Below are 24634 nucleotides of genomic sequence, written 5' to 3'. Positions count from 1 at the left end.
ACGGTGCGGCAAAAAGGCGATTGAGTAGAGAAGCGTAGCCGTCCGGCGCGTAGACGGAAATAGGACTTTGGTCTCGTGCCTGACGGATTGCGAAGGATTGCGAGGAATTGCAACGATTTGCGGATAGGCAGAACGCCCGTACACGGATGACACGCGTGCGTTCCGCTAGCGCCCGGGGTCTGCGCTCTGTGCCAAACGAGCCTTCTCGGCAAGACGGACGAGTTCAGCAAGCGAACCGGCTTTCATCTTTTCCATCACACGTGCGCGATGGATCTTGATGGTCTTTTCCGCCGCCCCGAGTTCGCTCGCCACCTGCTTGTTCAGATAGCCTTCCACCACGAGCATCATCACCTCGCGCTCGCGCGGCGTAAGCTGATTCAGGCGGCTATGGATGTCGGCGAGTTCCGCGCGCGCGGCGAAAATGCGCCGTGCCCGTTCCAGCGCGCGTTCCAGCACGTCGAGCAACACGGCGTCATGGACAGGCTTCGGCAGGAAGTCAGCCGCACCGGCCTTCATTGCATCGATAGCGGAATCCAGGTCGCCATGACCGGAGATGACGATGACCGGCACGCACTCGTGCAACCGGCGTTGGAGCGCGAGTCCGCTCAGATCGGGAAGTTGCAGGTCCAGCAACAGACATGCCGGAGACGCTTCCAGATCGGCGTCTTCGATAAACGCTTCCGCACTGGCGAACGTTTCCACGCGATGCCCCGCGGAGCGGATCAGCCGTGCCAGAGCAGTGCGGACGTGTTCGTCGTCATCGACGATGAACACCACGGGAGCGGAAGCGTTCACGACGTATAGCGAGAACCGGATGCCAGCCCTTCAGCGCCGCCCGCCGATGGAAGCAGGATGTGAAATGTTGCACCCCCATCATCGTTGTTGTCGGCCCACAGACGGCCGCCATGCATCGAGATTATCGAACTGCTGATCGACAGGCCGAGGCCGAGCCCATGCATCTTCGACGTGAAAAAAGGTTTGAACACGTCGCCGACCTGGTCCGCATTGAGCCCCTGCCCCCGATCGTTCACGGTGATGCTGACGCCTGCCTGCTGAGGCGCTGCCCTGATTCTCACCGAGACCACGCGATGTTCCGCACTGCACTGTTCGACGGCGTCGAATGCGTTTTGCAACAGATTGATCATCACCTGCTGCAACTGCGTGTTGTCGCCGCGTACTTGCGGCAAATGCTTCTCGACGTCGAGCGTGACGCTTACGCCAAGTGCGAGCGCACTGCGGCGCATCAGGTGGGTCGCGCCGCGCACGAGGGTGTCGATCGCGAGCGGCCGCGTTTCGGGCGTCGCGCCTCTGACCAGTTGGCGCAGTTTGCGAACAATTTCAGTGGCTCTGAAGCTATCGTCGACGATGTCCGCGAGCGCTTCCCGCAAATTGTCAGGGTCGCTTACGGGCGACTGGAGAAATCGCTGCGCCGCCTGCGCGTTGCCGAGAATCGCGGTGAGCGGCTGATTGATTTCATGCGCGAGAGCCGCCGCCATTTCGCTCAGATCCGACACGCGTGCGGGTTGCACACTCTTCAGGTCGTCTGCGGAGGCGTGCGCGTGTTCGCACGGATCGACGATAGTCACGATCCACGGCGATGCGCCCGCTTCATATCGCGTGCATTGCACGCTGACCGGACGCTCGCCACCGTCCCTGCACCGGGCGACCGCCATGCGTCGCACGCCTGCGGTCCCAGCGCGCGAACCCGGCACGAAGGCGCCCGAGGGTATGGCCTGCTTATCTGTGTCGTCGGCTGTGTCGTCGGCTGTGTCGTGCGCGGTGTCGTCCGCCATGCGCGGACACAATTGCATGAAGGACAGGCTGCACAGTTCGTTTGTCGTATACCCGAAGAGCGCCGCCGCCGGTTCATTGACCTGCATGACCCGATAGTCGTCATCGACGACCATCACCGCAACCGGCATCGCATCCAGCAGCGGCCTCAGATCGGCGCCTGCGTAGGCAGACGGCGCGTCGTTCGCGCGGCGGTGCCACCAGGGTATATATCCGGCTAGCACAGCGCTCAATCGGCTCGCCCGTCCGACTTGAGCTACCGCGGAATGCCTGTGCGCGCGTGTGCTGCGCGGGTCCCGACGCACGGTATTCTGGCCCGCTGCCGACCGGTCGCGAGGGAGATGGAATCCTGCGTCGTGCAGATGCATGGGTGTCCTAATTGTGCCCGCCATAAGCTCGAGCGCTGATCCGGAAGCGGCGGCGCGAACCCGCCCTGGAGAAATGAGCCGCTCAACTGCTGCCACGACTTCGGACACTACGTTGCGATGATGATGCCTGAGACCATTCATGATCGAACTCTCCGTAGGATGCCTTACGGTGTCGAGCAGCAACGTCGATTTGCAGCAGTTTGCAGCCGATGCTTGCCGCGTGGCCGCGAACCTTCTCGCTGACGAGCCAGCGCACCGACCTGTGAATTCAGCAGCGATCCACTAATAGCGAAGTATTCGACCGCGGACCCGGCTAAGACGATGTTCTGTCTGCGCGTCTTTTGAGAAAGATATACTTAAGCGTAATGAAATGACAGGCTTGTTGTCAGATTTTCCCTAATATTTGACTGACCCTCGATCTCGACCAAGTAAAAAAGACTGAATGATTCACCGGGTCTATTAAGGCTGTCCGCACATAGCCTGAACGCCGTTGGAATGACGTGCCGCATTGCGTTTCAGGGCTGGAATACGGACATGAAGCGCCGTCACACCGCCGAAGGTTCGAAGCGCTGATATATCGTGTGCAAGTCGTCTGGATACGCAAACCGTATAACCCGTGTCAAAATTTTTCGGGTACATATTTATACGGATAAGCGGGCTCCTGATAGCTCTTCGCCTTCTGTCGCGACGGCAATTGAATTGCTTCGCGTCGCACGGGCTCATACGGAATCTGGCTCAATAGATGGCTAATGAGATTCAGGCGTGCCCGCTTCTTATCGTTCGAGATCACGACATGCCACGGTGCGAATTCCGTGTCGGTCATCGCGAACATATCGTCGCGGGCGCGTGAATAATCGTACCAGCGCCGGTACGATTCGATGTCCATCGGAGAAAGCTTCCAGATCTTGCGCTCGTCCTTGATGCGCGCTTCGAGCCGCCGCGTCTGCTCCTCGGGACTCACCTCCAGCCAGTACTTGAGGAGAATCACGCCCGAATGAATAATCGCGCGTTCGACGAGTGGCACGACGCGCAGAAACTCCTGCACCTGTTCATCGGTGCAAAAACCCATGACGCGCTCGACGCCTGCCCGGTTGTACCAGCTTCGGTCGAACAGCATGATTTCTCCCGCTGCTGGCAGGTAGGGCAGATAGCGCTGAATGTACATCTGACTCTTTTCACGCTCGGTGGGTGCAGGCAGTGCGACGACCCGGAAGACGCGCGGACTGACGCGTTCTGTAATCGCTTTAATGGTGCCGCCCTTGCCCGCGCCATCGCGGCCCTCGAAGATCACGCATATTTTCGCGCCGCTTGCTTTCGTCCATTCCTGAAGCTGGACCAGTTCGACATGAAGCCTCGCAAGCTCCTTCATATACGCCTTGTTGTCGAGCTTGCGCGCACGTCCGGCGTCTTCGACGTTGCTGGCATCGGCCATTCTGGACATAGTCTCGCCTCCATATTCTGTGCCCGCGCGGCACCGCTTGCCTTCTCGACTATCGACGCCGGATAAGACGCGGGCAATAGGACCTTAGGCCGATGTTGGCGAGCGGCCACCATGATCCAATGCATGGCGTAGCCGGTTCAACGCAGCGCGCATCCGTCGATAGCGCAAATAGCCGCGCCCGAAGAAGCCGTCAGGTAATGAACAATGAACAATCGGTAAGAGGTGTTCATGGAGCAGGATAAGCGTGTGCCGTTGCTTAATCTCATCGATCGCGTCTCCGAAATCCTGTTCGGCCTCCTCATGGCCGTGACAATTATGGGCTCCGTATCGATAGCTTCCACCTCGCGCGACCCGGCCCGTGCGGCGACCATTGCCGCCCTCGGCTGCAATATCGCGTGGGGACTTGTTGACGCAGTCATGTATCTGATGCGGACCGCGACCGAACGCACGCGGATACGCCGGATCGCACACAAGGCGCTCGGCGCGGACGCGAACGGCGCACGCCGACTGATTGCCGATGAATTGCCGGAGCACGTGCGGGCCATTACGGGTGACGACGAACTCGAGGGTATGCGCAGGCGTTTGCAGACGATCGAGCCGCTTCGTCGTCACGCACTGGGGCCGCGGGACTTTGTCGAAGCCGCCGGCATCTTCGCGCTCGTGGTCATTGCCACTTTTCCGGTCGTCGTCCCTTTTCTGCTGTTGAGCGACGTGAAGGCCGCCATGAACACGTCACGGGTAATCACCGTCGCGATGCTGTTCGTGCTTGGCGTCGCGCTGGGCCGCTACGCGGAATATCTGAAGCCGCTGCGCACGGGCCTTGCTATGGCCTTGCTCGGCGTCGTGCTCATCGCGGCGGTGAAAGCGCTGGGAGGTTAGCGTGGCTGCATCGGGACAGAGGCCATGCGGAGAAACCGGCGCATTAGAGCGACCGCCGTGCGCGTGTAGGACTTTGGTCTAATTGCCAGGGTCAACTGCCGCCTTCAGGATCAAAGCGATGGCGAGCCGCCCACCGCTGATCCCGCGCTTGGCCCGAGAGCCGCCGTATAGCGGCGGCGGCGTCAACCTCATGGCCCGACCGATGAATTGACGGACACTCAAGGAGCGCATCATGGCCGATCTCTGGATAGGAAACGTCGAAGAGAGCACTTCGGACGACGAAATCAGGGACTTTCTTATCAAGTACGGATTTCCGCCGTTTGATCAGGTCATGCGCTATCACGGAACCGGAGCACGGCCCGCGCTCGTGCTCACCTTCCACGACACTCCGCCGGACGCATTGCGCCGCCTGCAGTCCCGAATCCACAACATGTTCTGGAAGAGCCGGACCATTGTCGCGCAGGTCATGCCGGAGCACGACGACAGCTAGGAGAAGCCGCGCACGTGGCGCGGCGCGTTCATATCGTCAGCCGGGTCACTTTCGCGCCGTTGACCGACGCATCGGCCATCAGACCGACATTGGTCAGCACGAGCGCCACGACTTGCGACGACGCGGACGTCGTATCGATAGCCCCGTTGGCACCGACCTTGGCGATCGAAACGCCCACATCGCCACCCGCCGACCAGCCCGCCGAGCTTTGGAACGCCGCGAGCGAATCCTGGGTCATGAAGAGGAAAATGACCGCGGTCGACTGTGCCCCTGCCTGGAACCCAAACGACGCTCCCGCCACGCTGAAGTAGCCGGCCGTCTTGCCGCCGGAACGCAATGCGCCCTCGCCATACTCGGCGCCGACGATAAACGCCGCCTTCTTCACGTCCGGGAACACGAGGATGCCTTGAGCCTTCGACATGAGCTCGCGCGAACCTTGCACCGTCGATGACAGCCGGCTCAACGTGCCATCGACGCTCGCATCTATCGCCTGGCGCTTCGAAGCATCGGTCTCGCCACTCTTGCCGCTGCTGGACGTCATCGTGCAACCGGCAAGAACCAGAGTCCCGGCGGCCGCGGCAGCAGTAGTCGTCAGCACAAAATGCCGTCTGTTCATTGTTCACCTCCATAGTGTTGCCGTGGCGAAACTTTCCGTGCCCGATTACATGATGTCATGGCGGCCGAATCGGCGAATCGGACTTTGGTCTTACAGCGCGCTCGTATCCGCGTCGCGGGAGGCGCGCAACTCGTTGCGTCGCTTAGGATCCCTCTTTCGCCTCATTTCACCGAATATCCGCGCCCCTGCATGCATGCGGCCCACGCCCGATCATAAGTATCGATAGCCCCTTGCGATTGAGCCTGAGTGGAGGCCGCTGCAGCCCGTTGATTGTTGCGAGCCCGCGCGCCGCCGGCCATCGTGCCACCCGCTGCACCGATTGCGGCGCCCTTGCCCGCGTCACCGGCAATCGCGCCTATCGCTGCGCCTCCAGCGGCGCCTCGCGCGGCGCCTCTAACACGCTCGCCGCCGCCGACCGCAGGTCCCGAAGGTGGTGGCGGGCTGGTGTTCACCGTCGCTGGATCGATGCCCGTGTTGCTCTTGGCCCACGAATAGCATGCGCCGTCGTCCTTCTGCTGCTGTTGCTGGCTTTGCCCTTTGGCGGGATAGGCAACCGGCTTGGCCTGCACGGCGGAGCCAAACAACACTCCGCTCGCAAGCACCGCGCAAAAGCAGCGTTCCCTGTAAGTGTTCACAGCGACTCCTCGATTGGGCGCGCGATGACGGCATCGGATTGCATCTGCCGGTGCGTGCCGCGCCGTCGGATACAGCGGCCCGCATGCGGCGCCGTCGACGCATATCGTCATGGACGCTGACGAACCTCACCGCCGCGCCGAAGCCCATCGACCGTCGGCCGCCGTCAGCGTGTCTGTGCGACTCGTCCCTATCCGTCACGCACGCGCGCAGGTCGCGCAGGCGCGCCGCGAACCTGGGAACGCACAGTCCTGCTTCGAAGATTGTGTCGCCTGCCGGGCGAACACAATCGGACCATGGTCGTATCCGTTCGACGATGCCATCGGACAGCCGCAATCTGCACCAGGACCAAAGTCCGATGTGCACCGGTTCTCCCCCGCACTATGCTGAACAATCGGTACATGATCGTCGCCGTGAATGGGTGACGCCCGGACGGCTCTGTTCGCGCCCCGCTACGAGCTCGAACCGGCTCCGCGAAAGGAGACCTCGCGATGAGCGACCCGCCTCGCCCACAGCCATCCATGTTGAACCCGGAGCGTGTCGCCGGCTGGCGTGCGGTATTTCCCGTCGCGCAGTGGCTTCCTGCCTACCGCGCCGAGTGGCTGAGGCACGACGCGATTGCGGGCGTGACGCTTGCGGCCTACGGCATTCCAGTGTCGCTCGCGTATGCAACGCTTGCCGGGTTGCCGCCCCAATACGGCATCTACTGTTATCTGCTCGGCGGCCTCTGCTACGCCATCTTCGGATCCTCGCGGCAGCTTGCGGTCGGACCGACATCGGCCATTTCAATGCTCGTCGGCGTGACGGTCGCGGGCCTCGCAGGTGGAGACCCTGAGCGCTTCGCGTCCATCGCGGCGCTGACGGCAATACTGCTGGGAGCGATGTGCGTCGTGGCATGGATACTTCGGCTCAGCTCCCTCGTCAACTTCATCAGTGAAACGATTCTGCTTGGCTTCAAGGCCGGCGCGGCGCTCACGATCGCGCTCACGCAGTTGCCCAAGCTGTTCGGTGTCAAGGGTGGAGGCGAACAGTTCTTCGAGCGCATCGTCGTGCTCGCCCGGCAACTCCCCGATACGAATTTCACGGTGCTCGCGTTCGGGCTAGCCGTCATCGTCCTGCTGCTGCTCGGAGAACGGCATCTGCCGGGGCGCCCTGTCGCGCTGCTGCTGGTCGTGGCCTCCATCATCCTGATGTCGGTCACACCGCTCGCATCGATGGGCGTCAAGGTCGTCGGTGCGATCCCACAGGGCTTGCCCGCGTTTCATGCGCCGGGCCTACGCTTGCGCGACGTGGACGGAGTGATTCCGCTCGCCTTCGCCTGTCTGCTGCTCGCTTATGTAGAAAGCGTCTCCGCCGCGCGCGCCATCGCGCACACGCGAGGCTATGAGATCGATCCGCGTCAGGAATTGCTGGGCCTCGGCGCTGCAAATCTGGCGGCTGGCTTTTTTCAGGGTTTCCCTGTGGCCGGCGGACTCTCCCAATCGTCGGTGAACGATAAAGCCGGCGCAAGGACGCCCCTCTCGCTCGTCTTCGCTTCCGTGACGATCGGGCTTTGCCTGATGTTCCTGACAGGACTCCTCGCCAATCTGCCTAACGTGGTTCTCGCGGCGATCGTGCTCATCGCGGTTAAAGGTCTCATCGACGTCGACGAACTGCGCCACGTATGGCGCGTCAGCCGCTATGAATTTCTCGTTGCGATGGTGGCTTTTGCCGCGGTGCTGTTGCTTGGGATTCTGAAAGGCGTCATTTTCGCCGTGCTCGTCTCCATGTTGCTGCTTATCAGACGCGCTGCCTGTCCGCACGTCGCGGTTCTGGGCCGCATTCCCGGCACGCGCCGCTATTCGGACATCGAGCGCAATCCCGACAATCAGCCAGTACCTGGCGCATTGATGTTCCGGGTCGAAGCATCGTTGCTCTACTTCAACGCCGACTATGTTCGCGCCACGGTGTGGGCACATATTCGCGCTTCCGCGCAGACGCACTCGCTCGTGATATGCGATCTCTCCGCTTCGCCGTTCGTCGATCTTGCGGGCGCGCGCATGCTGTCGGCGTTGCACGCCGAACTGGCAGCGGCCGGCATACGCCTGCGGCTCGTCAGTGCTCATGCAAGCGCGCGCGATATCCTGCGCGCCGAGGGAGTGGAACAACAGGTGGGTTATATCGGACGGCGCGTGTCGGTGGCCGATGTCATCGACGAGTGGCGTGGCGTTGCCAGCGCCGGCGTTATCGCGCCGCCCAACTGACAGCCACAGGGAGGAACTGCAAACAGACAGAAGAAGGCGTCCAACGATCCGGCATGCCAATGCCTTGCTTGCCCTGCTTTGCACCTGGTGGTCCAAGGCATGGCGGATTCCCGGCATGTCCGGACTGTCAACGAAAGAGTGTCCTCACCCAATGGAGAATTCAATGAAGCACAGAACAGCGCTACTCATCGCCACGATGATCGCCATCGCCCCGACAGCGTGGGCACAGACGGAAAATGTGGAGACGATGAAAGCTCCCGGCCACGCCAGCATTAAAGGCACCAGCCGGATGACGGCGACCGTGGACTCTATCGATGCTGCGACCCGAACTGTCACGTTAAAAACGCAGCAAGGAAAAATGGTCGAGGTCGAAGTCGGCCCCGAGGCGCGCAACTTCGACCAGTTGAAGGTAGGCGACGTGGTGACAACGGTCTATCGCGAATCGCTGAGCCTCAGTCTCAAGAAAAACGGCACTGAGCCCGCGTCGATTTCCGAACAGCCTTCAATGGAGCGCGCGGCCAAAGGCCAAAAACCCGGCGGCACATTAGGGCGACAAGTCACAATCGTCGCCGACGTGATCGCAGTTCACCCCAAAACCAAAACCGTCACGCTGAAGGGTCCCAAGGGCAACATAGTAGACCTGGTTGTCGAAGATCCGGAACAGATCGCGAACATAAAAAAGGGCGATCAGGTGGAAGCCGTGTATACCGAAGCGCTTGCCATCTCGGTCGAACCGGCCGTCAAGAAATAATGCTTTTGCGCTGACTTGGGGTCTCGCAAAAAAAACGGCAAAGCCGACGAAACTGCACCAAATAGGACCAAGGTCCGATACATCGCGAAATGTCGGAAATGTAATCTTGATAGGGTCGCGAAAACAAGGCGTCGCAGAGAAACTGTATCGGACCAACTGCTTCCTTTGGACGGAGTACTTTCCATCAGGAGTGCGTATGTCATGGCTCTCGGAAACACTACGCAGTTACCCGGAAATTGCAATTTTCCTGTCTCTTGGAATTGGCTATTGGGTCGGCGGAAAAAGCTTCAAGGGATTTAGTCTCGGCGCGGTGACGGCAACGCTTCTCGCCGCCATAGCGATAGGCCAGCTAGGCATTACTGTTTCGCCGAATGTGAAGTCAGTTTTCTTCCTGATGTTCCTCTTCGCAGTGGGATACGGCGTGGGTCCGCAATTCGTACGGGGCATCGCGAAGGACGGCATTCCGCAAGCGCTTTTCTCCGTGGTTCAGTGCCTGCTATGTCTGGCGGCGCCTGTGGTCGCGGCAAAAGTCGCGGGTTACAGCATCGGCTCCGCTGCCGGGCTGTTGGCCGGCTCGCAAACAATCTCAGCGTCGATGGGCCTCGCCACCGACGCCATCAATCGCCTCGGCTTGCCGGCGGACGAGAGCAAGGCGCTTCTCAATGCCATGCCGACCGCCTATGCCGTCACCTATATATTCGGCACGATCGGCTCTGCACTGATACTCGCCACGCTCGGCCCCCGGCTATTGCGCATCGACCTCGTGGCCGCCTGCAAAGAGTATGAAGCAAGCCTTGGCGCCACGCGCGAACTGGGCGGCGCTGGACAGGCATGGCATAAATTCGAATTCCGCGCATATCGTGTTCAAAGCAACGGGCCTGCCGCAGGGTTGACAGTTGCACAGGCCGAAACAATGGCTGCGGTAAACAGCAGGCTTTTTATTGAACGCATCAGACGCGACGGCCAGATACGGGACGCCACACTCGATCTGGTTTTACAACCCGACGACATCGTCGCGGTGGCGGGACGCCGTGAACAACTTGTCAACGCCATCGGGCCCGCGGCACTGGAGATCGACGATCCCGACCTTCTCGCGGTTCCTGTCGAAGGTGTCGACATCTACGTGACCAGCAAGGCAATCGACAACAAGACGCTGCAGGAACTGAGCACACTCCCCGCTGCAAGAGGAGTGTTTTTACGGAAGATCAAGCGCGGACCGACTGAGACGCCCATTCCGATACTGCCCAACACCAGGTTGCACCGCGGCGATGTGATCACCGTCGTCGGACGAACGCAGGATACAACCGCCGCAGCCGAGGCCATCGGCGTGCTGGACCGGTCGACAAGCGTAGCCGATATGGCTTTCGTCTCGCTCGCCATTGCGGTGGGCGCCCTGATCGGTGCAGTGGTGATCCGTGTCGGCGCGATTCCAATTACGTTGTCGACGGCGGGCGGCGCGCTCATCGCCGGCATCGCATTCGGCTGGTTCCGTGCGATACATCCGACGTTCGGCCGCATTCCCGAGCCGACAATCTGGTTCATGAACTCGGTGGGGTTGAACGTGTTCATCGCGGTGGTGGGCATCACCGCCGGTCCCGGTTTCGTCGCCGGATTGCAGCAACTCGGCGTCAGTCTGTTTCTTTGGGGCATCGTCGCAACATCGGTCCCGCTGATCCTCGGCATGTTCATCGCCAAGTACATATTCAAATTCCATCCCGCGCTGCTGTTCGGCATCTGTGCGGGTGCCCGAACCACGACGGCAGCGCTCGGAATGGTCTGCGATGCGGCGAAAAGCCAGGTGCCCGGTCTGGGATACACCGTCACCTACGCGGTCGGCAACACACTCCTCACGATCTGGGGGATGGTGATCGTGATAGTCCTTTCATGACAGCGCAATGCGTGCGTGGCTACCTGAATACGCAATACTCGATCTGGAGGTAAGTGATGGAGAAGTCCCGCAAATCGGCGGCAGGCGATACTTCGAAACTGGCCGCACTCAGCCCCTTCGAGCTGAAAGATGAACTCATCAAAGCCGCTGGCGGCAGCGCGGTGGAACGCCCAGCGAATCTGGCCATGCTCAACGCGGGCCGCGGCAACCCGAACTTTCTCGCGACAATTCCGCGCCACGGTTTCTGGCAACTCGGTCTCTTTGCGATGCGCGAGTCGGAACGTTCATTCGCGTACATGCCGGAGGGCGTCGGCGGATTTCCGAAGCGCGATGGGCTCTCCGAACGCTTCGAGCTGTTCGTGCGTGAGAACAAGGGCACGCCGGGCATCGACTTCCTGGCGGGCGCCGTTTCCTATGTGCGCGACCAGCTCGGGCTTTCCGCCAACGATTTTCTGTATGAGATGTGCGAGGGCATTCTCGCGTCGAACTATCCGGTGCCCGACAGGATGCTGAAGCTGTCGGAAATCATCGTCGGACAGTATCTGCGACGCGAGATGATCGGCAAGCATCCGTTCGTCGGCGAATTCGACCTCTTCGCGGTTGAAGGCGGGACGGCGGCAATGACCTATATCTTCAACACGATGCGCGAGAACCGGCTCATCAAACCGGGCGACAGGATTGCGCTCGGCATGCCGATTTTTACGCCTTACATCGAAATTCCACGGCTAAACGACTATGAGCTCGACGTAGTCAATCTGAACGCCACTGTGGAGAACAACTGGCAGTACTCGAATGAGGAACTCGACAAACTACGCGACCCAACGGTGAAGGCATTCTTTCTCGTCAATCCGAGCAACCCGTCGTCTGTCAAGGTCAGCGACGACAGTCTCCGGTATATCGCCGACATCGTGAAAGAACGCCCCGACCTGATTCTGCTGACTGACGACGTGTACGGCACATTCGCCGATGACTTCGTGTCGCTCTTTGCCCTCGCGCCTCACAACACGATTCTCGTCTATTCGTACTCGAAGTACTTCGGCGCGACGGGCTGGCGGCTTGGCGCGATCGCGACGCATCGAGATAATGTGCTGGACCGTCTGCTCGCCGAATTGCCGCAGGACGTCAAAAAAGTGATGCATCACCGATACGAGTCGATCACGACCGAGCCCGATCAACTGAAGTTTATTGACCGCCTGGTGGCCGACAGTCGTACTGTGGCACTCAACCATACGGCCGGGTTGTCGACGCCGCAGCAGGTTCAGATGGTGCTGTTCTCGCTGTTTTCGTTAATGGATACGCCCGACGCGTACAAGAACGCATTGAAGCGGCTCATCCGCAACCGCAAGAAAGCACTCTACGACGAGATCGGCATTTCATTCGAGGATACCGATCCCAATCAGGTCGATTACTACGCGGTTCTCGACCTCGAGTATCTCGCCGAGCGGGCGTACGGTCGCGAGTTCGTCGAATGGCTGCTCAAGAATACCGCGCCCACTGAGCTGCTGTTCCGTCTCGCGCGTGAAGCTCGTGTCGTACTTCTGCCGGGGCGCGGCTTTGGGACGATGCATCCATCGGGTCGCGTTTCGCTCGCCAATCTCAACGAGTCGGACTACAGGCAGATCGGCAAGGCCGTACGGCACATGCTTTCCGAGCATGTCGACCGATACAACAGTGAAACAGGCAACACGCTCGACCGGAATAAAACCTTATAGATCCGTCTCGAGCCGCACCGCAATGTCTGCGCGCGGGTCCGCAAGCAGCCGACCCGCGTCCGCTATTCCTGTTGAGGAGACGCATATGACTACGCCCCCCGAGAAGATGACCCCGTATGACGAATTCAACCTGGAGGTGCCTGAAAACGCATTTCCGCAACAGGGCATGTCGGCGAAAGCGGCAGCAGCGCTCGTGATCAGCGACGAATGGACCGACGCCAATCCGATGCTCAACATGTCGTCGTTCGTGACGACATGGGCCGAGCCCGAAGCGGCAGAAGTCGCGAAACGCAACATCTTCAAGAACTACATCGACCACGACATGTACCCGCAGGTTTTCGCAACCGAAACGCGCATGGTGAAGTGGCTGCATCAACTATGGAATGGCCCGGCAGGAGTCGAGCCGTACGGCACGGCTACGATTGGGTCGTCGGAAGCCTGCATGCTCGCCGGGCTCGCACACAAGTGGAACTGGCGCCAGAAGCGCGAGCGTGAAGGCAAGGATGCGACCCGGCCTAATATGGTGACGGGCGGCAATGTGCAGATTGTGTGGAAAAAATTCCTGCGCTATTTCGACGTCGAGCCCCGCATCGTTCCGCTCAGGCCGGGCAACTATCGGCTAACCGCGGAGCAACTGGACAAGTATGTCGACGAAAACACGATCGCCGTAGTCGCCATTGCCGGCCAGACTTTCACTGGCGAAGACGACGACATCAAGGGCATTCATGACTGGCTCGACGCCTATGAGCAGAAGACCGGCATTTCGGTTCCGATGCATATCGACGGCGCGTCGGGCGGATTCGTTAATCCGTTCCTTTATCCTGACTACGAATGGGACTTCAGGCTGCCACGCGTGCAATCGATCAACGCGTCCGGTCACAAATACGGACTGGCGCCGCCCGGACTCGGCTGGGTGGTTTTTCGGGAACGGAAAATATTCAACGAAGACCTGGTGTTCTACGTCAACTACCTGGGCGGCGAAATGCCGACCGCCACGTTGAACTTCAGCCGCAACGCTTTCCAGGTCGCGGTTCAGTACTACATGTTCTTGCGCCTTGGGTTCGACGGCTATAGACGAATCATGAAGCACACCTTGAACAACGCCATCGCGCTGCGAGAAATGATCGTGAAGAGCGGCTATTTCACGATCATGAACGAGACGCAACGCATCCCCGTTGTCGCCGTGACGTTGGACAAACGAATCACGAACTTCAACGAATTCGACGTTTCGAACAAGGTTCGCGAAAAAGGCTGGGTGCTGTCCGCCTATTCAATGCCGCCCGATGCTGAAGAGGTGAAGAGCCTTCGGATCGTGGTGCGGCCTCACATCAACCGTAACTCCGCGTTACTGCTCGGCGGCGATATCATTCGCGCCTGCAGATTCCTCGCGGAACACGGCGGAAACGCGACCCCGCCCAGGCTGCACACGCACAGCGTGGAAACGTCCTCTACAGTGAAATGCTGAAGTGCTTATCGCGACGTGGACGCGAGCCGGCGCCGTGTGGCAGCGTCACGAATGCTTCGGTACTTCGGCTGTCTCTGTCTGCACGAGGCGCGCGGGCTCGTTCTCGTCGATCCGCTCGGCCTGCGGCTGGTCTTTCACCCATCGCCAGAACAACTCGTAACCGACAGCAAGCATGACGGGGCCGATGAACAGCCCAATGACGCCGCCTGTCACCATGCCGCCCAGCGCGCCGATCAGCACCACGGGCATCGGCACCGCGACGCCTCGGCCCAGCAGCAACGGCTTGAGCACGTTATCGGCCAGGCCCGCGACGAACACATACGCGGAGAAGGCGATCGTCGCCGTGCTGACGCCTTCCGTGAGCATCACGAACGCGATCACCGGAAGCGTAATCAGCGTGGCAGGCAATTGCATGATGCCGATAAGCAGTACGCCGAGCGCCAGCAAGCCCGCGGCCGGAATACCCATCACCACGAACCCGCCGCCGATCAGCAACATCTGGATGAACGCGATGCCCACCACGCCTTGAGCGACCGCGCGAATCGTCGCCGTACAGAGATCGGTGATCTGCGCGCCCCGCTCAGGACCGGAGATGCGTGACGCAATCTGCTGCGCGCTGCGGTGGCCCCTTTCGCCATACGCCATGAGAATTCCCGCGACGATCAGCGCGACGAAGAAAACGAGCAGTCCCGCGCCTAAGCCGGTGACGGTGCCGAGCAACGCACGGCCGGCTTCTTTGAGTTGCGGCGCAAACCGCTGCGCGAGGCCCGTCAGGTCTGTCGAGGCCTGCTGCCAGAAGTCGTGCACGTGCTGGCCGACCAGCGGCCAGCCTGCAACCGATTCTGCCGGCGGCGGAATGCGGAAGCTGCCGCTTTTCACCACCGCCATCACATGCTCGATCGAATCGGCGACCGCGACGCCCAGCAGATAGCTCGGCACCAGAATGACGCCGAACGCGACGAGGACGATCAGCGTGGCAACGAGACCGTCCCGGTTGCGCAAGCTCCTGCGCAACCGGATGTGCAACGGATAAAGCGTGATCGCAAGGATCAGCCCCCAGACCATCAGGTCGAGGAACGGAACGACGATCCGGAAACAAAATACGGCAAGAACAGTGATCAGCCCGGCGCGAATCAATACGTCGAGCATTTCCCGGGATAGCGTTCTGTGAACGGTCGGTGTGGGCAGCATCGGTTATCTCCGCGCAGGAATAGCGCAATGCACGCGTGCGCGAGAAGAACCGTCAGGTTCAGGATCGCAGCACGGGATTGGCCGAAAGCGGCATCGTCCAGCGGAACAGGCGCAAGCGTCGCTCGCTGCCACAGCGAAGGCAATACGCGACGCTGTAACGCAGCGTCGGGCCGTCGCTCTTCACTGCCGCTACTACTGGTCCACGCCCTGACGCGCAGCGGCTACAGCCACGTCGCGTTTCTTTTTGGCGTCGCTTTTCTTATGGTCAAAGACCTTTTTGGCAGCCGCGACTTCCCTGTCGTACTCGCGATTCGCCGCAGCGACCTGCTGGTGCATTTTCACGATTTCATCGGGATGGTCAGCCGCTGACGGTGCAGTTGTTCCAGAAGCGCCTTGCGCCCAGACACCAGGAACGGATGCCAGTGCAAGAGAAGCGGCCGCCGCGACCGCGATCAGGTGTTTCATGACGGACTCCAGACGTTATGCTCGCATCGTTGAATCTGCCGATTAAAGCCGGCGAGCTTCCAGCCTATACACGTCCAGACGAAAGTTGTATTGGACTTTGGTCCCATGATCGGGCTGCCTGGCTGCGCATTCGTCTTCCTGGCACGCGGCGGTGCGTGTGCGCGTCACCGCATGAAATGCGCGAGTGCGAACACATAGACCGCCGACGCCGCCAGTTGCGCAACGGTGACAGGCAGCCCGTAGCGCAGAAAGCGGACAAACGTAATGGGCTTGCCTTCGCGTGCGCAGATTCCCGCTGCCACTATGTTGGCCGCGGCTCCGACAAGTGTCGCGTTGCCACCGAGCGTCGCACCGAACATCATGCCGACGAACACCGCGATCGTAGGCGCAGGCCACTGCGTGAACTGATCCGAGAGCGCGACTTCGGGCACGAACTCCGCCGCCACCAGGTAGCCCTTTACCATCACGATAGACGCCGCCGCTACGGGCACGTTGGCAAGCAGTGACGAAAGCAGCCCGATGCCCGCGATCATCGCGAGCGCGACGAGCGTAAGGCGCGTGCCGAACAACTCGTATAGCTTGACCGACATGACCTGAAGAAGCCCCGTCTTCGCCATCGCCTGAACCAGACAGAAAATGCAGGCGAGGAACAGCAGCGTTTTCCAGTCGACATCGCGCAGCACGTTGTCGGTCGGTTCGACTTTCGCCGCATAACCGACGAGTAGCGCCAGCGCACTGGCAATCAGCGCGACCATCGGCGGGAGGAGGCGCGTCGGCAGCGCTTCGCCGAACACGAACAGCACCATCATTGCGGCCAGCACCGCGAGCGACAGACCGGCGTATGCGGGCCTCGCGATGCGCGCGCGCTGTTCCGCAGGCGGCAAGGTCCGCCGCACTCGCCAGATGTCGGGCATCAGGAACGGCAACAACGGCACCACGACGGCGAGCGCCAGCAGGCCGCCAAGACTCACGTGCTTCAAATAGTTGCCGAACGTCATGCCGATCGAGCTGCCGACCAGAAACGTCGCCGGATCGCCGACCAGCGTCAGCAGTCCGGCGGCATTGCTGACGATCGCCGTGAGGATCATCGGCAGCACGATATCCACTTCGAGTGCCACCGCCACGCGAATGATGATGGGTGCGAGGAGGATCACCGTCGTGGCATTCGGCAGCAACGCGCACAAGGGCGCGACGACAACGATGAGAAGCAGAAGAAAACGCCGCCCGCTGCCGCCGGTCGCCCGCAGATACACATCGCCGATCAGATCGAACACTCCGGTGGTCGAGAGGATGCGCGCGACGACCATGCCGCCGAACAGAAGACTGATCGGCCCGGCGGCGATTCGCACCGCAGCGAGAAGATCCTGCTCGTCGAGAATGTTCAGCACGATCAGCACGCACATGCCGACTAGCGCCGCCACGGCCATGTCGATCACATTGAACGCGATCGCGAGTATCACTGCCGCGAACACGCCCACCACGATATAGACCTGCATTGCGCTCATGCCAGCCCTCGCGCGATTCAACGAATGGGCGGCGCGTACATCAGGCCGCCACGGGTCCATAAGTCGTTCGTTCCGCGCGCGAGACCGAGAGGACTGTGCGCGCCGACGTTGCGATCGAACATCTGCCCGTAATTGCCCACGCTTTCGAGAGCTCGCACGGTCCAGCCAGGCTCAACGCCGATTGAGCGGGTCACCGTGTCGTCCGGCACGAGAGCCCTGGATACCGATGGATTGCGCAGGCGAATCTCAAGGTTCTCCCGCGTCACGTCCATCTCTTCGGCGCCTATCAACGTCAGCAGCACCCAACGCACGAGCGTGAGCCATGCCTGATCGCCCCCGCGCACGACGGGCCCAAGCGGCTCTTTCGAGATCCGCTCGGGAAGGATCGCGAAGGCCTGCGAGCCGCCCGGTGCGTGCAGAAGCAGCGCGGCAAGGTACGATGCGTCCGCTGTGTAGGCGGCGCAGCGGCCCGCGAAGAATGCCCGCCTCGCCTCGTCCGCGGAACCCGCCACGAGAGGCTTGATGTCCGCCCCGCTTGCATCCGAATACGCGATGAGATGGCTAAGGGTAGACGTGTCTTTCTGTACGCACACCGTTGCCCCTTTCAACGCGCCAGCCGATTGCGATGCGCTTGCGGCCGGAACCATGAAAGCCTGGTTGTCGTAGAACAGCACGCCTGCGAACTGCGCCTTGAGTGCGCCTTCGCGCAGCAAAGTCCAGGTGGTGTTGCGGGACAGTACGTCGATTCGCCGCGTCTCGAGTGCGGGAAACCGCTCCGACGCCTTCAACGGCACGAACGCGACCTTGCGGCTATCGCCAAGCGCTGCTGCTGCCAACGCCCGGCAGAAGTCGACATCGATACCCGACCATTGCCCGGCGGCGTCCTGAGCGGAGAAACCCGCGACGCCTTCGCTAACACCGCAACGCAGGACGCCACGAGTCTTCACGCTCGCCAGGGCTTCGCCATCGGCGGCATTCGAAATTGAAGGCACGCTCGCCAGCGAGAGCCACAGACCCAGCAGTACTGCACCGGCAATCGGACTCGCGGCCGCCATGATTGTGTCCTCTTGCTGCCTGTAAGAGACCATCAATGCAGATGCGGTCCGACGGCAACCGCTGACTATCTGTAATCGGCGGCGTATTGCAGCCGGACACCGCGAGTGACAAAGCAATCGACAAAGCAACTGAGGGCGCAGCGAGATGGACGCGCATGCGGATTCCTTCCGGAGCGTGCATGACTGGCGCGAGCCGGCGGTCTGGTCCTGTACGTTGAGCAAACTGCGTGCGACGACAGTGCGAAAGCAGATGTGCTTCCAGCCTATATGGGTCTATACGAATGTTGTATCGGACTTTGGTCCGATGACGGGATAGTCGCGTGCTGTCCCGGCGAGGCCGAACCGAAACGGCACTGACAACCGCCTACGCTAATCGCAGATCCCACAAGACATCGAGTACGTGTTGAGTGGCACGCTCAACGTGCCCGGCACGGTGTGCAATGCCGAGTCGGCGCCACAACGCCGGGCGCAGCGGACGCATGACGACGCGCCTGTCGGGTAATGGCGTGGTCGCCTCGTGGGGCAAAAGCGCTGCGCCGTAACCTGCCGCTACCAGACTCTTGATTGCGTCGTTGAAGTTGAGCTGAATGCGCGGCGCAGGATGATGCCCCGCGGTCGCAAACCACTCCGCCGTTAAGCGCGAGAGCCGCGTGGTCGCGTCATTGAGAATGAGAGGCTGTGCGGCAAGCCATGCAGGCGTTACACGGGCGGGACAGCGCCAATGCGCCGGCACGAAGGCCATCACGGGGTCACGCCGCCAGGCCTTTATCGCGAGTCCGGCCACGGGAGGCTGAGGCAGTGCGACCAGCCCGACATCCAGCGTTCCATCCGCCAATCGGGACAGCGTCTCACGCGATGTGAGCACCGCAAGCTGAACGTCGATTGCGGGATTGCGCTGGCGCAGCGCCTCGAGCGCTTGCGGCAACAGGTACGCGATCACACCGGTCGACGCACCGAGCCGCACGCGCCCTTCAAGCCCCTGCACCTGGCGTTGAATATCGTCCAACGCCTGCTCCGCATCGGCCAGCAGTCGACGCGCGCGCTCCACCAGCACCTCTCCTATCGCCGACGGCCTTACCTGCCCGCGCTTGCGTGACAGGAGCGGCGCCCCGATGCGGTCCTCCAGTTCGGCGATATGGAGGCTGACCGTCGGAGGGGCGAGATTCAATGCGCGCGCTGCGTCGGCAAATGAGCCACGCTCGGTTATCGCAATCAAAGTGCGCAGGCGGTCCAGGCTGATCTCTCGCATGTCGGCGTCCCGATTCAGGAAAACTGAACTTTATGGTCATCAAATTCAACTTTCCCTATTCTATCCGCTCAGGGAACATAGGGCTCATTCTTCCCTTAGCCACCACTCGGAGTATTCCGCGTATGAGCGCTCCCCTTGTTTTCATCGATGGCGACCAAGGCACTACCGGACTGCAGATCCACGAACGGCTGCGCGATCGGACCGACATCTCGCTGTTCACGCTCCCCGCCGCCGACCGCAAGGATGCGCGCCGTCGCGCGGAAGCCATCAACGCCTGCGACATCGCCATTCTCTGTTTGCCCGATGCCGCCGCACGCGAGGCGGTGGACGCCATCGTTAATCCTGCCGTCAGAGTTATCGACGCAAGCTCGGCGCACCGGACACAGCCGGGCTGGACATACGGCTTCCCGGAAATGACGCCGGGACAAGCCGAGCGCATCGCGAGCGCCCGCCGGGTCACCAATCCCGGCTGCTATCCGACGGGGGCAATCGGATTGCTTCGTCCGCTGTTGCAGGCTGGGCTGATACCAGACAGCTACCCCATCAGCATTCATGCAGTGTCCGGCTACTCCGGACGCGGTCGTGCCGGCGTCGAGCAACACGAGGGACAAGATGCCGTCGACGCGCCTCCGTTCCAGGTGTACGGCCTGGAACTCGCGCACAAGCACACCCCGGAAATCCAGACGCACGCAGGACTCGCGCAGCGGCCCATCTTCGTCCCTGCGTATGGTGCTTTTCGCCAGGGCATTGTGCTGACGGTGCCGCTCCAGTTGCGGCTGCTCGGACCCGATGTGGACGGCGCGAAGTTGCACGCATGCCTCGCACGCCACTATGCGGACGCAGCGCATGTCGATGTTTCGCCGCTGCATGAATCGGGGGTCTTGACGCATCTGGATCCGCAAGCGTTGAACGGTACGAACGACATGCGCTTAAGCGTATTTCCTAACATGGAACACGGACATGTCCTGCTGTCCGCGGTTTTCGACAATCTCGGCAAAGGCGCATCCGGCGCTGCGGTTCAGAACCTGGACCTGATGCTGGGCCGGTAATAGTCGCCGATGGCTCGAGCTAACGGTCGGCCGCAAGTGCGTTCAACGAGTGTCGGGAATCTCGCGCTCGCATTGTCATGACGCAGCTTCAACCAGCACATTTCGCGATGGCAGATTGGCGTTGTTCAAGCCGCGTCCTGGCCACCACGAGGCTTAAGAGCGTCGTCGCAAACGCGAGGGTCACCGCGATATGCAGCCCTGCAACGATATCGTTGGACTCGGGCCTGACCAGCGAGCCGAACACTCCGACTCCGACCACGCCGCCGATCTGGCGTGCGCTGTTCAGCACCCCCGACGCGATCCCGACGCGGGACGGCCCGGCATGCGTGAGCACCGCCGTGTTGATCGATGGGACCGCGAGCGCAACTCCACTGCCCACAGCCAGTAACGGCAACGCTATCGCCAGCGCGCTGCTGTCCGCGTGCACGAACACGAGCGCAAGGTAGCCGAGCGCCGCCAATGCTTGACCATAGAGCATCGGCAGGCGATAGCCGAAGCGCGCGGTGAGCCTGCCGGATACAAGGTTCGCGACTGTCACTACGGCAGTCATCGGCAGGAACGCGAGGCCGGTTTCAAGCGGCGTGTCGTGGCGCACACTCTGGAAAAACAAACTCATCGCGAACATCAGGCCGTAGTACCCGAAGTTCAGCGACCACCCCGTCAGCGCGCTCACGCTCACCGCGGCGCTGCGAAACAGCGCGAGCGGCAACAGCGGTTGCGCAGATCGCGCCTCGACGGTGATGAACAGCGCAGCCATGACGACCGATATCGTGAGCCCCGACAGCACGATCGTGCTCGTCCATCCGAGCCGGCCACTCTCGACGACCGCATACGTCAGCGCGGCCAGTGTGACAACGGCGAGCGTCTGCCCGGCCAGATCGATTCGACGCGCTGCATGACGCAGCGTTTCGGGCGCATGAGCGAGCGTCAGCCAGATGCCCGCCACGCCAATCGGCACGTTGATCAGAAAGATGGAAGGCCAACCGAACCGGTCGACCAGCAACCCGCCCACCAGCGGCCCGGCACCGAGCGCTAACGCCGCCGTGCCCGCCCAGATGCTGACGGCCTTGGCGCGCGCATCCGCGTCCGGAAACGCCGCGCCCAGCAGCGCCATCGACGACGGCACGCACAGCGCCGCGCCCACGCCCTGCACTGCACGCGACGCCACGAGCATGCCCGCGCCATCCGATAGCGCGCAGCCGATCGACGCACACGTGAAAACCGCGAAGCCGCCAACGAAGACGCGCCGCGCTCCCAGACGATCCGCTAATGCACCGGCCGTGAGCAGCAAGCTCGCGAACGCGAGGGTATATGCGTTGACGACCCACTCGAGCGCCGTCGAGTCGATCTGCAGGCCGTCGCGCATCCTCGCTAGCGCAACGTTCACGACCGTGACGTCGAGACAGATGATGACGAAGCCAAGGCTGGTCGCGAGCAGCGCGAGTCTTGGAGACCGGTTGGATGAGCGGATGGGTGTGCGCATGAATGTCCGTGCATGGAATGGCGCGAAGCGAGCCGGACTGGCCCGCGCGTCGAGCGTGGACACACTCTATTACCTTCGCAAAAATTGATAAACGCACGGCGAATGGCAACAGAACCAATTATTATGGGGGAATGGATCTTCTCAAAGCGATGACCGTATTCGTGCGGGTGGTGGAAACCGGCAGTCTGACGGCAGCCGCGGTAGCGTGCGAGCTCTCGCCGACCATGGTTGGCAACCACCTGCAGGCACTGGAGACGCGGCTCGGCACGCGCCTCATCCATCGCACGACTCGCAAGCAGCAGGTCAGCGCGTTCGGGCAGGCGTATTACCAACGTTGCGTCGAGATTCTCGGGTTGATCGACGATTCCGAGCAGCTCGCGCTCGACCATCTCGCGACGCCGCGCGGCCGCCTGCGCGTCACCGCACCCATCGTGTTCAGCAACGAATGCCTGATTCCGGCGATCGCGGATTACTGCGCGCGTTATCCCGAGGTGAAGCTCGACATTGTCGCCACGGACGCACTCTCCGATCTTATCGACGATGGCTTTGAAGCGGCGATCCGTATCGGTGCGCTGGCCAACCCGGACCTGGTCGCACGGCCTCTCACGCCGTACAGGCTGGTGCTGTGCGCGTCGCCGGCTTATCTGAAGGCGCATGGCAGTCCCGCGACGCCCGATGAACTCTCGGCGCATCAGTGCCTGACGTATGCGTATCCGCCGCGTTCGGAATGGCACGCGGCACAGGCCGAATGGATCTTGCATGGACGGGACGGTCGCGCGAGCGTGCCAGTAGATGGCCGCCTGAAAATCGACAACGCCGAGGCGTTGCGCCAGGCCGTTTTGCGTGGCCTCGGTATCGCGATGCTGCCGGCAATTCTCATCGACGAAGATCTGCGCGCGAAGCGGTTGCGCAAAGTACTGCCTGAGTATTCGGCGCCCGAGCGGCAGCTAAGTCTGCTTTATCTGCGCGAGCGGCAGATGTCGCTTAAGCTGCGAAGCTTCATCGATTTTGTGGTCGAACGGTTTGGCGCGGATGAGGACCGCTGAGTCTACGTTGCGGAGTGTCGCAGTCGTTCCGCCTTATCGACGGAGCACTCCTGCCGCAGATACTCGATGAAGCCCGACTGCACCGCTGTGCCGAGCCAGTCCGCCCGCACCGTGTAGCCGACCGCACGATCGGCTTCCGGCGTTTTCAACTCGAGCGCAACGATCTCGCTGCCCGGATAGGCCTCGCGAATCTGCGAACGCGATAGCAGTGTGATGCAATCGCTTTCCACCAGCATCGCCATCATCATCGCAAGAGAACTCGTCTCGACGACGACCGGCGGCCTGATCGGCAACCGCGCGAAGATCGAATCGATCACCGAGCGGCGCGGTACATTCTGCTGCGGGACGACCCACTCGTAATTGGCGATGTCTCGAGGCGCGATAGACTTTTTACGCGCGAGGCGATGCCCCTTACGCACCGCGACCACATACGGATCGGCAAACAGCTCGGTCTCCCGCACGGCTCCGGTGAGACGTGGCTCACGCAACCCGCCGACGATGATGTCGATCGTGCCCATCCGCAGATCACGAAGCAGCGCCGCGTGCGAGCCCTCATCGACAGTGACGTGCGCGGACGGATAGCGCTCGCGCAACCGCTGGATCACACGTGCGACGAGACGCGGCGGCATCAGCGGCAACACGCCGATCGCCACCTTGCCGCTCAATTGTCCCCGGGCGTATGCGATCTCCTCGCGCGCCTGCGCAATTTCATAGAGCGCGAGGCTCAGGCAGCGAGCGAATTCGAGTCCAGCGGCATTGGCCGACACGCTATGCACGCGTCGCCGATATAACGACACGCCGACCGTCTGCTCAATCTGCCGCGCCGCGCGATGCACGGCGGGCTGCGAAATGCCAAGCTGCTGTGCCGCTTCCGACGCCGATCCGGCGCGTGCGATCGCGATATGACAACGGACTTGCGTATCGGTCAGATGGCGGCAGACGTTGCGCGCATTCATGGCCGACGAATTTTGCCCCGTCAGGCCCATGACCGCGCGCTCCATCTGATCGAGCATGCGCCGTACGCGCCGTTGCAGTATCGCGCCTTGCGCAGTCAATTCGCAGCCGCCAAAACCCCGCTCGAAAAGCACGCCGCCGAAACTCGCCTCCAGCTTGCTGATTGCCAGGCTGACGGCCGGCTGCGTGCGGCCCGCGCGCGTCGCAGCCTGGCCGATGCCGCCTGCCTCGCACACTGCATCGAACAGAAATAAGCGCCTCAGCCGCGTCAGATCGTCGTCGGGCGATTCGTCCGGGTGCTTCGCCATCGCCTTCCCCATGCCCCGTGAAAGCCGTCAGCTTAACTGGAATTTATGCCTT

The 24634-nt window shown here is 61.6% G+C and carries 21 protein-coding genes; 9 read left to right on the top strand and 12 right to left on the bottom strand.

Translation table 11 applies throughout. The features are described from left to right. Positions 1–165: 165 nt before the first annotated feature. The 3 genes from CUJ91_RS22335 to ppk2 all read right to left on the bottom strand — a co-directional run bounded on the left by CUJ91_RS22335 (position 166) and on the right by ppk2 (position 3600). Positions 166–795: a response regulator transcription factor gene (locus CUJ91_RS22335; protein ID WP_006046776.1), complete on the bottom strand. Its 630-nt coding sequence runs from the start codon at positions 793–795 to the stop codon at positions 166–168. Further along, positions 792–2015 (bottom strand): ATP-binding protein, encoded by a 1224-nt coding sequence (locus CUJ91_RS22330; protein WP_244231090.1) that lies wholly within the window; start codon positions 2013–2015, stop codon positions 792–794. The genes CUJ91_RS22335 and CUJ91_RS22330 overlap by 4 nt, the downstream gene beginning before the upstream one ends. A gap of 763 nt (positions 2016–2778) precedes the next feature. Then, positions 2779–3600 carry a polyphosphate kinase 2 gene (gene ppk2, locus CUJ91_RS22325; RefSeq protein ID WP_006046774.1) on the bottom strand — a complete coding sequence of 274 codons (822 nt, stop codon included), beginning with the start codon at positions 3598–3600 and terminating at the stop codon, positions 2779–2781. Between the two features lie 228 nt (positions 3601–3828). Here ppk2 and CUJ91_RS22320 point away from each other — a divergent pair, with 228 nt between their 5' ends. Further along, entirely contained in the window at positions 3829–4479 is a 651-nt protein-coding gene (locus tag CUJ91_RS22320) for a VIT1/CCC1 transporter family protein (protein WP_114157159.1), read from the top strand. A 232-nt stretch (positions 4480–4711) separates the two neighbouring features. Then, complete coding sequence (locus CUJ91_RS22315; protein ID WP_006046771.1) at positions 4712–4969, top strand: RNA recognition motif domain-containing protein; 258 nt, start codon at positions 4712–4714, stop codon at positions 4967–4969. 28 nt (positions 4970–4997) lie between these two features. Here the strand turns inward: CUJ91_RS22315 and CUJ91_RS22310 are convergent, their stop codons facing one another. Continuing rightward, on the bottom strand, positions 4998–5585 hold the full coding sequence (locus CUJ91_RS22310; protein WP_006046770.1) for a BPSL1445 family SYLF domain-containing lipoprotein: 588 nt from the start codon (positions 5583–5585) through the stop codon (positions 4998–5000). 161 nt (positions 5586–5746) lie between these two features. Next, entirely contained in the window at positions 5747–6187 is a 441-nt protein-coding gene (locus tag CUJ91_RS22305) for a glycine zipper family protein (protein WP_044020158.1), read from the bottom strand. A gap of 522 nt (positions 6188–6709) precedes the next feature. Here CUJ91_RS22305 and CUJ91_RS22300 point away from each other — a divergent pair. The 5 genes from CUJ91_RS22300 (at position 6710) to gad (ending at position 14277) form a co-directional block, all read left to right on the top strand. Next, positions 6710–8461, top strand: coding sequence for a SulP family inorganic anion transporter (locus CUJ91_RS22300; RefSeq protein WP_114157158.1), 1752 nt, complete (start codon positions 6710–6712; stop codon positions 8459–8461). A gap of 163 nt (positions 8462–8624) precedes the next feature. Beyond that, the gene (locus tag CUJ91_RS22295; RefSeq protein WP_006046767.1) at positions 8625–9212 is read left to right on the top strand and encodes a hypothetical protein; all 588 of its coding nucleotides are present in this window, start codon (positions 8625–8627) and stop codon (positions 9210–9212) included. Positions 9213–9408: 196 nt separating this feature from the next. Beyond that, the gene (aspT, locus tag CUJ91_RS22290; RefSeq protein WP_006046766.1) at positions 9409–11100 is read left to right on the top strand and encodes an aspartate-alanine antiporter; all 1692 of its coding nucleotides are present in this window, start codon (positions 9409–9411) and stop codon (positions 11098–11100) included. 56 nt (positions 11101–11156) lie between these two features. Continuing rightward, positions 11157–12812 carry a bifunctional aspartate transaminase/aspartate 4-decarboxylase gene (locus tag CUJ91_RS22285; protein WP_006046765.1) on the top strand — a complete coding sequence of 552 codons (1656 nt, stop codon included), beginning with the start codon at positions 11157–11159 and terminating at the stop codon, positions 12810–12812. Between the two features lie 85 nt (positions 12813–12897). Then, positions 12898–14277 (top strand): glutamate decarboxylase, encoded by a 1380-nt coding sequence (gene gad / locus CUJ91_RS22280; RefSeq protein ID WP_006046764.1) that lies wholly within the window; start codon positions 12898–12900, stop codon positions 14275–14277. A 45-nt stretch (positions 14278–14322) separates the two neighbouring features. Here gad and CUJ91_RS22275 read toward each other — a convergent pair whose 3' ends face one another. The 5 genes from CUJ91_RS22275 to CUJ91_RS22255 all read right to left on the bottom strand — a co-directional run bounded on the left by CUJ91_RS22275 (position 14323) and on the right by CUJ91_RS22255 (position 19742). Further along, on the bottom strand, positions 14323–15468 hold the full coding sequence (locus CUJ91_RS22275) for an AI-2E family transporter (protein WP_114157157.1): 1146 nt from the start codon (positions 15466–15468) through the stop codon (positions 14323–14325). A 192-nt stretch (positions 15469–15660) separates the two neighbouring features. Then, positions 15661–15933 (bottom strand): hypothetical protein, encoded by a 273-nt coding sequence (locus tag CUJ91_RS22270; protein ID WP_006046762.1) that lies wholly within the window; start codon positions 15931–15933, stop codon positions 15661–15663. A gap of 164 nt (positions 15934–16097) precedes the next feature. After that, positions 16098–17438: an ArsB/NhaD family transporter gene (locus CUJ91_RS22265; RefSeq protein ID WP_006046761.1), complete on the bottom strand. Its 1341-nt coding sequence runs from the start codon at positions 17436–17438 to the stop codon at positions 16098–16100. A gap of 17 nt (positions 17439–17455) precedes the next feature. After that, on the bottom strand, positions 17456–18493 hold the full coding sequence (locus tag CUJ91_RS22260; protein WP_114157156.1) for an amino acid ABC transporter substrate-binding protein: 1038 nt from the start codon (positions 18491–18493) through the stop codon (positions 17456–17458). 364 nt (positions 18494–18857) lie between these two features. Further along, positions 18858–19742, bottom strand: a complete 885-nt coding sequence (locus CUJ91_RS22255) for a LysR family transcriptional regulator (protein WP_006046758.1) — start codon at positions 19740–19742, stop codon at positions 18858–18860. A gap of 122 nt (positions 19743–19864) precedes the next feature. Here CUJ91_RS22255 and argC point away from each other — a divergent pair, with 122 nt between their 5' ends. Beyond that, positions 19865–20791, top strand: coding sequence for an N-acetyl-gamma-glutamyl-phosphate reductase (gene argC, locus CUJ91_RS22250; RefSeq protein ID WP_114157154.1), 927 nt, complete (start codon positions 19865–19867; stop codon positions 20789–20791). 88 nt (positions 20792–20879) lie between these two features. Here argC and CUJ91_RS22245 read toward each other — a convergent pair whose 3' ends face one another. Next, on the bottom strand, positions 20880–22274 hold the full coding sequence (locus CUJ91_RS22245) for an MFS transporter (RefSeq protein ID WP_114157153.1): 1395 nt from the start codon (positions 22272–22274) through the stop codon (positions 20880–20882). 131 nt (positions 22275–22405) lie between these two features. Between CUJ91_RS22245 and CUJ91_RS22240 the strand changes: the two genes are divergently transcribed. After that, positions 22406–23320: a LysR family transcriptional regulator gene (locus CUJ91_RS22240; protein ID WP_114157152.1), complete on the top strand. Its 915-nt coding sequence runs from the start codon at positions 22406–22408 to the stop codon at positions 23318–23320. A gap of 2 nt (positions 23321–23322) precedes the next feature. On the opposite strand, the gene CUJ91_RS22235 is transcribed toward CUJ91_RS22240, so the two are convergent. After that, positions 23323–24582: a LysR family transcriptional regulator gene (locus tag CUJ91_RS22235; RefSeq protein WP_114158030.1), complete on the bottom strand. Its 1260-nt coding sequence runs from the start codon at positions 24580–24582 to the stop codon at positions 23323–23325. Positions 24583–24634: the final 52 nt, after the last annotated feature.

Source organism: Paraburkholderia graminis (genome assembly GCF_003330785.1).
Classification (GTDB): domain Bacteria; phylum Pseudomonadota; class Gammaproteobacteria; order Burkholderiales; family Burkholderiaceae; genus Paraburkholderia; species Paraburkholderia graminis.
This window is presented reverse-complemented; position numbering and strand designations above follow the sequence as displayed.